Origin of the sequence: Micrococcus sp. TA1 (genome assembly GCF_014199555.1) — a bacterium.
Taxonomy (GTDB): Bacteria; Actinomycetota; Actinomycetes; order Actinomycetales; family Micrococcaceae; genus Citricoccus.
Genome location: NZ_JACHNW010000002.1, coordinates 327,601 through 340,744, shown reverse-complemented (window position 1 = coordinate 340,744; position 13,144 = coordinate 327,601). Strand labels below are relative to the sequence as shown.

The window sequence follows — 13,144 nt, the reverse complement described above, 5'->3', positions numbered from 1 at the left end:
GTCTGGGTCAGCCCGCGGAGGGCAACTGCTCGATCGCGGACTGGGCGGTGGGCTCGGAGGCCGTCTTGTTCCAGGGCATCTTGGCCAGGACGTTGCCCATGGCGCAGGTGTTGGTGACGGCGGAGAAGCTCAGCCCGGCGCCGATGGCACCGGCGAGCATGCTCACCTTGGGGGAGACGAGCTTCCCACCCAGCATCCCGGCCAGCACGAGGGAGCCGGCGGCCATGCGGACCTGGCGCTCCAGGGACCAGCGCTGGGCGCCGCGCACGACGTCCCCGCCGGCGGCCTCGAAGGCGGGGACGCCACCGATGAGGACCGTGGCCTTCTCCAGGCCGGCGGTGTTCAGCCGGGTGCGGGCCTGCCCGGCGCGGACGCCGGACTGGCAGACCAGCACCACGTGGCGGTCCAGGCGCTGGGCGAGCTCGTCGGCGTGCTCGGACAGCAGCGGCAGCGGGACGTTGTAGGAACCCTTGATGTGCAGGCCCTCGAACTCCGCGGCGGAACGCACGTCCAGCACGATCAGGTCATCGTGGCGGTCGATCCACTCACGCAGGGTCGGGGCGTCGACGTCGGTCAGGGCGGGGGTGGGGGAGGTCAAGAGGCTTCTCTTCCGTTCGTCTGGATATGACTCCATGAGTCTGCCACATACCCCCGAGGGTATGCAACACACCCCGGGGGGTATAGAATGGCGGAGACTGATATCCCCCCCACGACCCGAGGAGCACCTCATGGAACTCGACACCACCGAGCTCAAGCCGGTCCTCAACAGGCTCAAGCGGGCCCAGGGCCAGCTGGCCGCGGTCACCCGCATGCTCGAGGAGGGCCGCGACTGCAAGGACGTGGTCACCCAGCTGGCCGCCGTCTCCAAGGCGCTGGACCGGGCCGGCTTCGCCATCATCGCCACCGGCCTGGAGCAGTGCCTGCTCAAGGAAGACGGTTCCATGGACAAGGCGGACATGGAGAAACTCTTCCTCTCCCTGGCCTGAGGCCTGGACTGCGGTTCCTGAGGCCCCCGGAGCGTTGACCCGTCGACGCTCCGGGGGCTTTCGCGTGCCCGGAGGCTTTGGCGTGCCCGGGGGCGGAAGGAGTGCGCAGGCGGGATGCACAGAAGGGGCGCCCCGCGGGGCGCCCCTTCTGTGTGTCGTGCTGTCAGCCCACCGGCTGTCCGGTCAGGCGCTGACCGGCTCCTGGGCCGTCGCGGAGGTCTCCGGCTGGACCCCGGTGCGGCGGGCCCACTCGGACCAGGCGCTGAAGCTGCCGTCGAGCTCGACGACGTCGTGCCCGGCCCGGCGCAGGGCGCTGGCGGCCACCGAGTTGCGCACGCCGGACTGGCAGTACGTCACGATGGTGCCCTCGGCGGGCAGCTGGTCCTGGTGCCACAGCACGCGGCCGGCGCTGAGCTGGCGCGAGCCGGGGACGTGGCCGTCGCTGTGCTCAGTCTTGTTGCGCACGTCCAGGACCAGGGCGGCGTCGAAGCCCTCGAGCTCCTCCGGCTGGATGATCCGCGGGGTGGTGATCGGCAGGCCCTGGATCCCGGTCACGTAACCGGTGACCTTGTCGATGCCCACGCGCACCAGGTGGTCCCAGAACTGCTGGGCCTGCTCCTGGTCCTGGGCCAGCAGCACGAGCGGGCGGTCGTCCTTCTCCGGGTCGTAGGCCCAGCCGCCGTAGGTGGCCATCTTGCCCGGGGCCGGGATGCTGATCGAACCGGGAACGGTCCCGGCGTGGACCTCGTCCACGGGGCGGGTGTCCACGAAGGTGACCTTGTCCTGCTCGAGGTCGCGGGCGACGTCCTCGATCGCCAACTCCGGCAGCGGGGCGCGGTCGCCCATCACGGCCGGGCCGTCCCGGTTCTCGCGCTTCATGCGGCCGAAGTAGGCGTGGGCGTCCGGCTGGCCCTCGAGCAGTTCGTCGACGAAGCCCTGCTCGTCGTCGTTGGCGACGTACTTGCCCCACCAGGCGTAGAGGCGCTCGTAGCCGACCGTGGAGGAGGGGATGGCGCCCAGGGCCTTGCCGCAGGCCGAGCCGGCGCCGTGGGCCGGGTAGACCTGGACGTGGTCCGGCAGCGTCACGAACTTCTCCTTGAGGCTGCGGAACAGGTCCTTGGCACCGCCGAAGCGGGTGTCCACGCCACCGGCGGCCTCGTCCAGCAGGTCCGGGCGGCCGAGGTCGCCGGAGAAGACGAAGTCACCGGTCAGCATGTAGCCCGGCTGGTCGCTGAAGGCCCCGTCCGTGACGAGGAAGGACAGGTGCTCGGGGGTGTGGCCGGGGGTGTGCACGGCCTGGACGGTGATGTTGCCGATCGTGATCTTGTCCCCGTCGTGGAGGAGGTTGGCCTCGAAGCCGTAGGTCCAGTCGGGGCCGCCCTCGCCGGAGACGTACATCTCGGCGCCGGTCTTGGCGGCGAGCTCACGGGTGCCGGAGAGGTAGTCGGCGTGGATGTGGGTCTCGGTGACCGCCACGATCTCCATGCCGTTCTTCTCGGCCAGCTCCAGGTAGGGGGCGAGGTCGCGACGGGCGTCGACCACGACGGCCGTGCCGTTCCTCTGGCAGCCGATGAAGTAGCTGGCCTGGGCGAGGTCTTCGTCGTAGATCCGTTCAAGCAGCATGGCGTCTCCTTCGTTGGGTTCCAGATACCCCCTCGGGTATCCGTTCTGAGTCGAGAGTAATACCTCTGGGGGTATCCCGCAAGTACCTCGGGGGGTATCCCGATCATGCGATATGCTGTTCAACATATACCCCCTGGGGTATATTCCGGTAGGTGCCGACGGACGTGTCCGGTCCACCTCCGACCCTATGACCCTCGAGAAGGAGAACTCGTCATGTGCCAAGCGGTGACCTGCAGGAAGTGCGGCAAGACCACGTGGGCCGGTTGCGGCAACCACGTCGACCAGGTGATGAGGAACGTGCCGGTGTCCAACCGGTGCACGTGCGACCAGAAGGCAATCGTCGATGCGCGGGCGGGCGGTTCCGCGGGCGCCGGCTCGGGCTGGCTGAGCAGGCTGTTCGGCCGCTGAGCCGCTCATCCGGTCCGGCGCTGACCCCCATCCATCAGCGTTCGATCCGGCCGTGGCCCGCGCTCACGGCTCGATGACCACCTTGCCCGCGGCGTGCCCTCCCTCGACGGCGGCCATCGCGGCCGGGGCCTCGGCCAGGCTGTAGCGCCGGCCCACGTGCGGGTCGATGAGACCGTGCTGGACGACGCCGGTGACCTTCGCCAGGGCCTCCCGGGTGCGCCGCACCCCGGACCCGCCGAGTTCCTCGGCGAGTCCGGGGTCGACGGTCGTGAGGACGTGCCCCGGGTCCTTCGCCACGGGCGCGATGTCCCGCAGCGCCTGCCCGCCGACCAGGTCCACGACCAGGTCCACGCCCTCGGGGGCGATCTCGCGCACCCGGTCCACCACGCCGTCGCCGGACTCGACGAACGTGGCGCCGGTGGACTCCACCAGTTCCTTCTTCGAGGCGCTGGCCACCCCGATCACCCGGAACTCATGCACCTTGCCGATCTGGGCCGCCATCAGGCCCACGCCGCCGCCGGCCCCGAGGATGAGCAGGCTCTGGCCGGGCTCGAGCTCGACCTGGTGGGTGACGTCGTAGGCGACCGTCCCGGCGACGGGGATGGTCGCCGCCTCCACGAAGGAGATCTCCGGTGGCTTGGCCACGGTCCTGGCCGCGTCCAGCACCGCGTGCTCGGCGAAGGTGCCCTCACCCCGCACCGGCAGGCCGAGGACCTCGTCCCCGACGGCGAATTCCTCCACGCCCTCGCCGACCGCGGTGACGACCCCCGAGGCCTCCAGGCCCATCGGTGAGGGCAGCGTGCGCTTCCTGCCGAAGAGCCCCTGACGCATCTTCGCGTCCGCCGGATTCACACCGGCCGCCTTCACCCGGATGACGACCTGCCCGGGGCCAGGCCGGGGCACCTCGCGCTCGATGAGTTCCTGGTTCTCCGGGCCCCCGAAGTCCGTGAAGACCAACACCTTCGACATCTGGTTCTCCTCCTGTGTCCTGTCCCCGGGCGGCGCGTCCGGGTGGCGAGCGGGCCGTCGAGCCCACCTTCCCCGTTCCGCGCCTCCCGATCCAGTCCTGCCGGCCCGGGCGCTCAGACGCCCACTGACGGGGAGCCCTCGGTGGCCTCGAAGTCCCGGTGGTGGGACGGGGCCCGCGCCTCCTTCGCCATCGCGGTCGAGTGGCTGTCGTTGCGCATCAACCGCATGGCGTTGAGGATCACCAGCAGCACGGACGCCTCGTGGACCAGCATCCCGGCCGACATGGTCACCCCGCCGGCGAAGACACCGGCCAGCAGCAGCACCACCGTGATCAGCGCGATCGCGATGTTCTGCCTCATCACGCTCACGGTGCGCCGGGCCAGGCTGATCGACTCCGGCAGCTTCATCAGGTGGTCGCCCATCAGCGCGATGTCCGCGGTCTCCACGGCCACCGCCGAACCGGCCGCACCCATGGCCACGCCGATGTCCGCCGTGGCCAGGGCCGGGGCGTCGTTGACGCCGTCGCCGACCATGGCCACGGTGTGGCCCTCACGCTGCAGGCGCGCCACCACCTCCAGCTTGTCCTCCGGCAGCAGGGCAGCGTGGATCTCGTCGATCCCCGTCGTCGCTCCGATGGACTCGGCCACCAGGCGGGAGTCGCCGGTGAGCATGACGACCTTCCTCACGCCGGCCTCGTGCAAACGGTCGACCATGGCCGGGGCGTCCGGCCGGACCTGGTCGGCCACCGCGATCACGCCGATCACCGTCGAGTCGACGGCCACGATCATCGGGGTCTTGCCCGCGGCGGCGAGCCCGCGCGCGGCCGGGCCGGCGCCGACGTCGTCCGTCACGTCGTACTGGGCCAGCAGCGGCAGGTTGCCGACCAGCACCCGCCGGCCGCCGACGTCGGACACGATGCCCTTGCCGGGGACCGGGGTGACGTGGCCGGGGATGCCCGCCGGGGCCACCCCCGCCTCCTGGGCGGAGTCCAGGATGGGCCGGGCCAGCGGGTGCTCCGAGCCGGCCTCGGCAGCCGCGGCCCAGCGCAGCACCTCGGTGCGGTCCGTGCCCTCGCCCAGCACGACGACATCCGTCAGCCGGGGCCTGCCCTCGGTGAGGGTGCCGGTCTTGTCCACGGCCACGGCCGAGATCCTGGCGGAGGTCTCCAGGAACTCGCCGCCCTTGATGAGGATGCCGTTGCGGGCGGCGCGGCCGATGCCGGCGACGATGGCGACCGGGATGGAGATCACCAGGGCGCCGGGGCAGCCGATGACCAGCAGGGTCAGGGCCAGCACCACGTCCTGGGTGAGGATCCAAGTGACCAGGGCCAGCACGATCACGGCCGGCGTGTACCACCTCGAGAAGCGGTCGATGAAGGCCTGGGTCCTCGCCTTGGCGTCCTGGGCCTCCTCCACGCGGTGGATGATACGGGCCAGGGTGGTGTCCGCGCCGATGCCCGTGGCCAGCACCTGCAGGAAGCCGCCGCGGGAGACGGTGCCCGCGAAGACCTGGTCCGCCTTGGCCTTCTCCACGGGGATCGACTCACCGGTGATGGAGGCCTCGTCGATGGCGCCCGTGCCGGAGACGACCTGGCCGTCCACCGGGACCTTCGCCCCGTTCTTCACCAGCACGATCTCGCCCATCCTCACCTGGTGGGCCGGGACCTCGACCTGTTCACCGTCCCGCATCACGATCGCCGTGTCCGGGGCGACGGCGATCAGTTCGGTCAGCGCCGAACGCGTCTTGTTCAGCGTGGCCGCCTCGAGGGCGTGGCCGACGGCGAACAGGAAGGTGACGGCCGCGGCCTCCCAGAAGTTGCCGATGAGGACGGCGCCGAGGGCCGCGATCGACACCAGCAGGTCGATCCCGATGACCCTGACCCTCAGCGCGCGGACCGCAGTGCGCACGATCCCGTAACCGGCGACGAGGGCCGCGGCCAGCATCACGAGGGTGGCGAGGGTGAAGACTGTGCCGGAGCCGTGCGCGTGCTCGCCGGTGTCGATCCACCACTGCGGCCCGATGGCGGCGTTCCATGCGCCGCCGCCGAGCTGTTCGATGCCGAAGGAGAGGAGGATGAGCAGGCCCGAGATGATGGGGACGGACCAGCTGCTGTGGAGCCATGTCTGGAGCCTGTTCACGGCGAGTGCGACCTTTCCGGGTGGATGCGAGGGGTGCGTGTGAGGGGGCTAAGGCGAGGGGGCTGGTCCGTGCGGTGACGGCGACGACCCCCCACTGCCCGTGACCGCCGCGGGTCACGGGCGGGAGGCCGGATCAGAAGGCCGAGGGGGTGGCCGTGTAACCGGCCTTGGCGATGGCGGCGACGATGTCCTCGACGGAGGTCGTGGTCGCGTCGTGGTCGACCTCGATGCGGGCGGAGGCGAAGTGGACCGTCACGTTCTGCACGCCCTGGAGCCGGCCGACCTGCTTCTCGATCTTGCCCACGCAGGACGGGCAGGAGAAGCCCTCGGCGCGGAAGATGGTGTGGGCGGTGGTCGCGGTGGTCATCTGAGACTCCCTTCGTTCGTCGTGTCTGGTGCTGACACCGTCAACGTACGAGGGAATGGCGGGCCGATCCTTGACCTGGGTCAAGTTCGACGAACTGTCTTCGCGCAGGTCAGGAGGCAGGAGGCAGTGGCGCAGGACGCAGGACGACCCGGCGCCGGAGGGTGTCCGGGGCCGGGCCGGGGCTGGAAGGCGACGGCGGCGCCGTCGGGCCTTGCGGGGTGGTCAGTAGTTCTGCGGCGGGTCCGAGGCGGGGAAGGAGGCCTTGCCCCAGTCATCGGCCTTGGCGTCGTCGTGTTCGTACCTCACCTGCTGCTGGGTGGCGTCGTTGACGAGCTGCTGCGCCAGGTCGGCGTCCGTGGTGGTCACCGTCTTCGTGACCGTCACCGTCTCGGTCGTCGTCTGCGGCTCGTGGGTGGCTTCGCTCATGACGTCTCCTCTCGGTTGTCTCCATTATCGGCTTCTTCCCGTGTCAATGCACGGTTGCGCCGGTCCCGGGGGAGGGCGATCAGTCCCGGAGCTCGATCGGCAACCGGTCCCGGTCGTCGGTGGTGTCCGTGTAGCCGTGCGGGGCGGGCTTGCCGTCCTCGCCGAGCGAGACGAACACCATCCGCTCGATCGTCAGGATGACGTGGCGGGTGATCATGTTGCGGACCTCCGCGCGCATGGTGAGGGAGGTGCGGCCGAAGTGGGTGGCCTTCAGGCCCATCTCGATCACGTCCCCCTGGCGGGCCGAGGACACGAAGTTGATCTCGGAGATGAACTTGGTGACCACGCGGGGGGTGCCCAGCTGGATGCTCGCGTAGATGGCCGCCTGCTCGTCGATCCAGAGCAGCAGCGACCCGCCGAAGAGCGTGCCGTTGGCGTTGAGGTCCTCGGGCTTGACCCACTTGCGGGTGTGGAAGCTGACGGGGTCCGCACCGGCCCGTGTGGTGCCGTCCGGCCCGGGGGCGGGCAGGGCGGAGGTGCGGTCGGCGGGCTCGTTCGGGGGCTGGATGGTCATGGGGGGAGCGTAACCCGGGGCGGGGCTGCGGGGGCAGGGCGGAGGGTATCGACATACCTATGCGTATAGGTATATGGTCGGTGACGAAGCAGGTGTGGGACAGATCACTCCCTGCTCGCAGCACCCCTCCGCAGGACCATCCGAGAGGACCGAACCGATGTCTGAAACCGTTGTGACCACCAAGTCTCTGCAGGACGTGCTGGACGAGTCCGGCAACGTCGTCGAGCGCCTGCGCAATGCGCAGATCGGCGCCTACATCTACCCCGTCGTGGCCCCCGAGTTCTCGAACTGGCGCTCCGAGCAGCGCGCCTGGCGGGACTCCGCGGTGCTCTTCGACCAGTCCCACCACATGGACAACCTGATCCTGCGCGGCCCGGACGCCATCAACCTCATCTCGGACACCGCCATCAACTCCGTGGCCAACTTCGCCGTGGACAAGGCCAAGCAGTACGTCCCGGTCACCCCGGCCGGCCACGTCATCGGCGACGGCATCATGTTCCGCCAGGCCGAGGAGGAGATCGTCTACGTCGGCCGCGCTCCGTCCACCAACTGGCTGCTGTTCAACGCCGAGAAGAACGGCTACCAGAACCTGGAGATCGTCGAGGACCGCCGCTCTCCCTCCCGCCCCATGGGCAAGCCGGTGCAGCGCGAGTACTACCGTTTCCAGATCCAGGGCCCGCGCGCCTGGGAGATCATCGAGAAGCTGCACGGCGGCTCCCTCGAGAAGCTGAAGTTCTTCAACATGTCCTGGATGAACATCGAGGGCACCCAGGTCCGCACCCTGCGCCACGGCATGTCCGGCGCCCCGGGCCTGGAGATCTGGGGCCCCTACGCCGACTACGACCGCATGCGCGACGCCATCCTGGCCGCCGGCGAGGAGTTCGGCATGCTGGCCGTGGGCTCGCGGGCCTACCCCTCCAACACCCTGGAGTCCGGCTGGATCCCGTCCCCGCTGCCGGCCATCTACACCGGTGAGGACCTGCTGGCCGAGTACCGCCAGTGGCTGGGCGCCGACTCCTACGAGGCCAACAACGCCGTGGCCGGATCGTTCGTCTCGGACAACATCGAGGACTACTACCACACCCCCTGGGAGCTCGGTTACGGGTCCTTCGTGAAGTTCGACCACGACTTCATCGGCCGCGACGCCCTGGAGAAGATGGACCCCGCCGCCCAGCGCAAGAAGGTCACCCTGGCGTGGGACGCCGAGGACATCCAGCGCATCCAGGCCTCGCTGTACGACACGGAGGGCACCCCCTTCAAGTACTTCGACCTGCCGCTGGCCAACTACGGCTCGTCCAACTTCGACAAGGTGATCGACGACGACGGCACCGTGGTGGGCGTGTCCATGTTCACCGGCTACTCGGCGAACGAGAAGCGCGCCCTGTCCCTGGCCACCATCAACCCGGACGTGCCCGAGGGCGCCCGGTTGAAGGTCGTCTGGGGCGAGGAGGACGGCGGCACGAAGAAGACCACCGTCGAGCCGCACCAGCAGACCGAGGTCAACGCCACCGTCTCCCCGGTGCCGTACTCCGCCGTGGCGCGTGAGTCCTACCAGGAAGGCTGGCGCACCGGCTACAAGGCCTGAGTCCGGCCCGCTGTCCGGATCCGGACGGGTGGCCCGTGATGGGTAGTCCCTCGCGGGCGGCCCGTGACGGGTCGCTGGCCCCATCTTGACCCGGCCCGAGCGCGCGGCGCCCCCTCTCCTCGGAGGTGGGGCGCCGTCGTCGTGGGTGAGTGTGGGTGGGGTGGCCGGTAATCATGCCGCGGTGGACAGATCCCCGGTTCCTGCCGGACTGAATGGTCCATTGGAGCATGGTTGACCGGCGGCGGGTCATTCCACAGCTCGCCTCCCGGGGGTCATCCGGCCGGGTTGTCCACACGCTCGGCCACCGTGGCAGCACGGCGACCGCGTTCCGCGATGTGCTGGACCGATGACGATCACGACATCCCCAACCCGTGCAGGTGTGCCAGGACTCTACGTGGACCATCCCGTGCTCATGCAGGCGGACGGAACCCTGCGCGCCTGGACCATCCCGATGATCCTGGCGGACCCATCGGGCGCCTCTGCGCAGGACCCCAGACGACTGTCGAGGGCCGTGGAGCGTGGTGATCTCATCCGGATCCGTCCGGGTGCCTACGCCGAGCGCGCGGGATGGAACGACGCCTTTCCGATGAGCCGGTACATGGCCACCGTGCTCGCCATCGCCGCCTCCCGGCGGGCGGGTGACGCGGTGTTCTGCCGGGAGACGGCGCTGGCCCTCCATGGGATCAGCCTGTGGTCGTTCCCGCGAGAGGTCAGTGTCCGGACGGCCCGCGCCGGATCGACGGGAGTCAGGAGGCCGGTTCGCACGCCCGGCGCCCAGCACGCGCCGTTCGCGGAGCGGCACCGGATGTGGCCGCAGGCGTGGCGATCACTCCGGGACGTGGACCGGGGTGGCACACCCTCCGAGAAGCTGGTGCTGGCCGGAGTCTCCCTCCGGGTCGAGTCCCTGGACCGGGCGCTGGCCGACACCGTCCCCCGCATGGACCCCGCGGAGGCCGCCACGGTGCTGGACGCCCTCCTGGCCGGCCGGCCTGCCGGACTCAAGAACACGAGGGCGTCCACGCCGACGCCCTGGTCCAGGGAGGAAATCCTGGGCCTGCAGGAGCTCTGCACCTCGGCGGCCGCGAGGGAGCGGATGTTGACTCGCGCACGATTCGCCACGGGTGAGACCGAGTCGCCGGGAGAATCCGTCAGCCGAGTGGTGATCCGCGACCTCGGATTCGCCCTGCCGGACATGCAGCATCGGGTGCACGACGAGAACGGCGCGCTGCTGGGCATCACGGACTTCTGGTGGGAGGGCGCCGGCACGGTGGGGGAGTTCGACGGCCTGGCGAAGTATCTGGGCCGGCGCAGTTACTCCGGGCTCTCCGCGGAGCAGGTCATCGCCGAAGAGAGGCGCCGTGAGGACGCCATCTGCGACCGGGGGTTGCGCATGGTGCGGTGGTTGGCGGAAGACCTGCGCAACCCGGCCAGACTGGAGGCGAAGTTGCGGCGAGCGGGTGTGCCTCGGCGGAGGTGACCGGAATGTCAGGTGATGGGCTACCGAAATGTCAGGCCAGAATGGACATCTCCCGAGGTCCTCCCGGCCTGATTCGTCCATCCGAGGATGATTAGCGCCTGGGATTATTAGCGGTCGTGATGATTGGCGCACGTGATGACCGCTGCCCGTGACGCGGGGCGTTTGGGCCTCAGCCTCGAGCGTTGTCACCGGCCTGGGAGCCGATCAACCGGCCACCGCTGTTGAGCTGGAGGGCGCACAGCACCTGGCGGTCGCCCTCGGACCAGGACCCCGAGGACGGGGTGTACATGGTGTACCCGAGATCGGAGTCCTCCGGGGCCGTGCCCGTGAAGGCGGTGAACTCCGCGCGGCAGCCGGCGTCGGCAAGCCCGTGCACCCGCTCGTCGCCCGGCCAGGACGGCTCGTCGAGCTGGAACAGGGCGTAGGCCTCGAGGTCATGGGCCACGGTGCAGGGCACCACCGCGACCGCGTAGAGGCCGTCCGCGGTCGGCCGGTCGTAGCACTGGCCCGGGGACAGTTCGAAGATGCTCGTCTCCACCGCGGAGACGGCGGGCGTCGGGGTGGACGTCCCGACCACCTCCTCCGTGGCTCCCGGACCGCCGCACCCGGTGAGCAGGGCCGCGAGGGCGAGTGCCGCCGTCGGGGCGGACAGGGCGCGCGCAGGCCGGGGACGACTCATGTCCTCCACTCTACGGAGGCGACCGCGCGTGTCTGTGTCCTCGCGGCCGCCACCGCAGTCCTCACGGAGTGGCTGCGACCCCTGGCCCCGCACCCCCCCGCCACACAGCGCTGCCGAAGTCCCTCGCCACGCAGGGCTGCCGCCGCCGGGATCCCGACGACGGCAGCGCGGTTTGGCGGCGATGGGGAGGGGGTCAGTGCTTGCGCTGGTACTCCTCGATCCACTCGGCGGTCGCGCGCATGCCACCGAAGGTGTAGAAGTGCAGCTTCACGTCGCCGTGGTCCTCGGTCATGGCCGCGTCCAGGGCGGAGATCAGCTTGTCGGGACCGGCGGTGCCGAGCAGGTTGGTCAGGGAGAAGCCGTACTTCTTGGCGATGCCGGCGGAGGTGGAGACGCCGAAGCGGCTGGCGTAGGTCAGCAGGCGCTTGATGCCGGCGGGGCCGGGCACGCCCACGCGGATCGGCAGCTGGATGCCGCGGCGGCGGACCTCCTCGATCCAGTGCACGATCGGGTCCACGTCGAAGCCGAACTGGGTGAGGATCGTGCCGTTGAGGCCCTGCTCCTGCAGGGAGGCGTTCTTGCGCTCGAGGGCGTCCCAGAGCTGGGCGTCGGTGATGTCCGGGTGGCCCTCGGGGTAGCCGGCGATCGAGATGTCCGTGAACCCGTGCTCCTTGAACAGGCCGGACTCGATGACCTCGAGCGAGGAGGCGTACGGCCCCATCGGCTCGGACGGGTCCCCGCCGACGGCGAAGGCGTGGGTGGTGCCGACCTGCTCCCGCAGCGCGGTGAGGAACTCGACGAGCTCCGTCTGCGAGGTCAGCCGGCGGGCCGAGATGTGGGGGACCGGGACGAAGCCGAGGTCCCGGGCGGCGGTGGAGGCCTTGACGCGCATGGACAGGTCCTCGTTGCCGAGGAAGGTGACGTTGATGCGGGTGCCCTGCGGGATGACGGAGGCGGCATCGCGCAGGGACTCGATGTCCTTGTCCTTGCCGGTCATCTCCAGCGAGGGCTCGGTCATGACGGTCTGGCGGCCGGTGGCGGGGGTGGCGTTCATGGCATTTCCTCGGCGGTTCTCGGGTCGGCGGGCCCGATGGTGGCGCCCCGACGGTGGTCTCGATCACACTGCTGGAACCGACACTAATATAACTATGGCGATAGGTATAGAGGTGGGGCTCAGTCGGCGGCCTTGATGCCCCGGTCCGCATAGGGCGCACTCCATCGGCGGCGCAGGGACGCGACCCGGACGGCGAACACGGCGACCATGATCAGGGCCAGCGACAGCCAGTTGAACCAATGCAGCCACCACAGCAGCGCGGTCAGCGCGGCCCCGAACAGCGCAGGCACCGCGTAGAGACCCCGCGGGTTGAAGATCTCGGGCACCTCGTTGGCCGTGACGTCGCGCAGCAACCCACCGACCACGGCGGTGGTCACGCCCAGCACGATCGCCATGACCGGGGTGATCCCGGCCGCCAGCGCGGTCCGGGTGCCGGTGACGCAGAACAGGGCGAGTCCGGCGGCGTCGAACACCAGCAGGCCGCGGCGCATCCGGTCCTGCCGGATGAAGCGGACGTAGACCAGGCCCGCGGCGAGCAGCGGCGGGAGCAGGTAGAGCGGGTTGGAGAAGGAGTTCGGCACGCCCTCGTTGATGATGAGGTCCCGCACCACGCCGCCGCCCAGGCCGGCGAAGAACGCCAGGAACACCGACCCGATGATGTCGAAGTGGCGCCGGGCCGCCAGCAGGGACCCGGACACCGCGAAGAAGAACACCCCGAGCAGGTCCAGGACCAGCAGCAGGGTGGGCAGCGCGGACTCCAGCTGCTCGACCAGCGGGTCCAGCTCGTTCGAGGGTGACGGGATCTCCGGTTCCACGCCCGCCCGCCACAGCGTCAGCGTGATCATCGCTGTCCCCGGC

General features: G+C 70.0%; 14 protein-coding genes. 4 read left to right on the top strand and 10 right to left on the bottom strand.

Annotated features, from left to right (window positions below):
• Window positions 1-7: 7 nt before the first annotated feature.
• Window positions 8-598: a rhodanese-like domain-containing protein gene (locus GGQ69_RS12865; RefSeq protein WP_183529145.1), complete on the bottom strand. Its 591-nt coding sequence runs from the start codon at window positions 596-598 to the stop codon at window positions 8-10.
• Window positions 599-728: 130 nt separating this feature from the next.
• Between GGQ69_RS12865 and GGQ69_RS12860 the strand changes: the two genes are divergently transcribed.
• Window positions 729-986, top strand: a complete 258-nt coding sequence (locus GGQ69_RS12860; protein ID WP_183529143.1) for a metal-sensitive transcriptional regulator — start codon at window positions 729-731, stop codon at window positions 984-986.
• Between the two features lie 183 nt (window positions 987-1,169).
• On the opposite strand, the gene GGQ69_RS12855 is transcribed toward GGQ69_RS12860, so the two are convergent.
• Window positions 1,170-2,609: a rhodanese-like domain-containing protein gene (locus tag GGQ69_RS12855; RefSeq protein WP_183529141.1), complete on the bottom strand. Its 1,440-nt coding sequence runs from the start codon at window positions 2,607-2,609 to the stop codon at window positions 1,170-1,172.
• A 213-nt stretch (window positions 2,610-2,822) separates the two neighbouring features.
• Between GGQ69_RS12855 and GGQ69_RS12850 the strand changes: the two genes are divergently transcribed.
• Complete coding sequence (locus GGQ69_RS12850) at window positions 2,823-3,017, top strand: hypothetical protein (RefSeq protein WP_183529139.1); 195 nt, start codon at window positions 2,823-2,825, stop codon at window positions 3,015-3,017.
• 63 nt (window positions 3,018-3,080) lie between these two features.
• On the opposite strand, the gene GGQ69_RS12845 is transcribed toward GGQ69_RS12850, so the two are convergent.
• The 5 genes from GGQ69_RS12845 to GGQ69_RS12825 all read right to left on the bottom strand — a co-directional run bounded on the left by GGQ69_RS12845 (window position 3,081) and on the right by GGQ69_RS12825 (window position 7,491).
• Window positions 3,081-3,986, bottom strand: a complete 906-nt coding sequence (locus GGQ69_RS12845) for an NADP-dependent oxidoreductase (RefSeq protein ID WP_183529138.1) — start codon at window positions 3,984-3,986, stop codon at window positions 3,081-3,083.
• A gap of 113 nt (window positions 3,987-4,099) precedes the next feature.
• Complete coding sequence (locus GGQ69_RS12840) at window positions 4,100-6,124, bottom strand: cation-translocating P-type ATPase (protein ID WP_183529136.1); 2,025 nt, start codon at window positions 6,122-6,124, stop codon at window positions 4,100-4,102.
• Between the two features lie 133 nt (window positions 6,125-6,257).
• The gene (locus tag GGQ69_RS12835; protein WP_183529134.1) at window positions 6,258-6,491 is read right to left on the bottom strand and encodes a heavy-metal-associated domain-containing protein; all 234 of its coding nucleotides are present in this window, start codon (window positions 6,489-6,491) and stop codon (window positions 6,258-6,260) included.
• Between the two features lie 222 nt (window positions 6,492-6,713).
• Window positions 6,714-6,917 (bottom strand): hypothetical protein, encoded by a 204-nt coding sequence (locus GGQ69_RS12830; protein WP_183529541.1) that lies wholly within the window; start codon window positions 6,915-6,917, stop codon window positions 6,714-6,716.
• A gap of 79 nt (window positions 6,918-6,996) precedes the next feature.
• Window positions 6,997-7,491 (bottom strand): acyl-CoA thioesterase, encoded by a 495-nt coding sequence (locus tag GGQ69_RS12825; RefSeq protein ID WP_255459706.1) that lies wholly within the window; start codon window positions 7,489-7,491, stop codon window positions 6,997-6,999.
• 157 nt (window positions 7,492-7,648) lie between these two features.
• On the opposite strand from GGQ69_RS12825, the gene GGQ69_RS12820 reads away from it, so the two are divergent.
• Together GGQ69_RS12820 and GGQ69_RS12815 are read left to right on the top strand one after the other, a co-directional pair.
• Entirely contained in the window at window positions 7,649-9,076 is a 1,428-nt protein-coding gene (locus GGQ69_RS12820) for an aminomethyl transferase family protein (RefSeq protein WP_183529132.1), read from the top strand.
• Between the two features lie 394 nt (window positions 9,077-9,470).
• Entirely contained in the window at window positions 9,471-10,553 is a 1,083-nt protein-coding gene (locus tag GGQ69_RS12815; RefSeq protein ID WP_183529130.1) for a hypothetical protein, read from the top strand.
• A gap of 169 nt (window positions 10,554-10,722) precedes the next feature.
• Here GGQ69_RS12815 and GGQ69_RS12810 read toward each other — a convergent pair whose 3' ends face one another.
• The 3 genes from GGQ69_RS12810 to GGQ69_RS12800 form a co-directional block, all read right to left on the bottom strand.
• On the bottom strand, window positions 10,723-11,232 hold the full coding sequence (locus tag GGQ69_RS12810) for a septum formation family protein (RefSeq protein ID WP_183529128.1): 510 nt from the start codon (window positions 11,230-11,232) through the stop codon (window positions 10,723-10,725).
• 193 nt (window positions 11,233-11,425) lie between these two features.
• The gene (locus tag GGQ69_RS12805; RefSeq protein ID WP_183529126.1) at window positions 11,426-12,286 is read right to left on the bottom strand and encodes a methylenetetrahydrofolate reductase; all 861 of its coding nucleotides are present in this window, start codon (window positions 12,284-12,286) and stop codon (window positions 11,426-11,428) included.
• Between the two features lie 119 nt (window positions 12,287-12,405).
• Window positions 12,406-13,131, bottom strand: coding sequence for a trimeric intracellular cation channel family protein (locus GGQ69_RS12800; RefSeq protein WP_255459705.1), 726 nt, complete (start codon window positions 13,129-13,131; stop codon window positions 12,406-12,408).
• Between the last annotated feature and the right edge of the window lie 13 nt (window positions 13,132-13,144).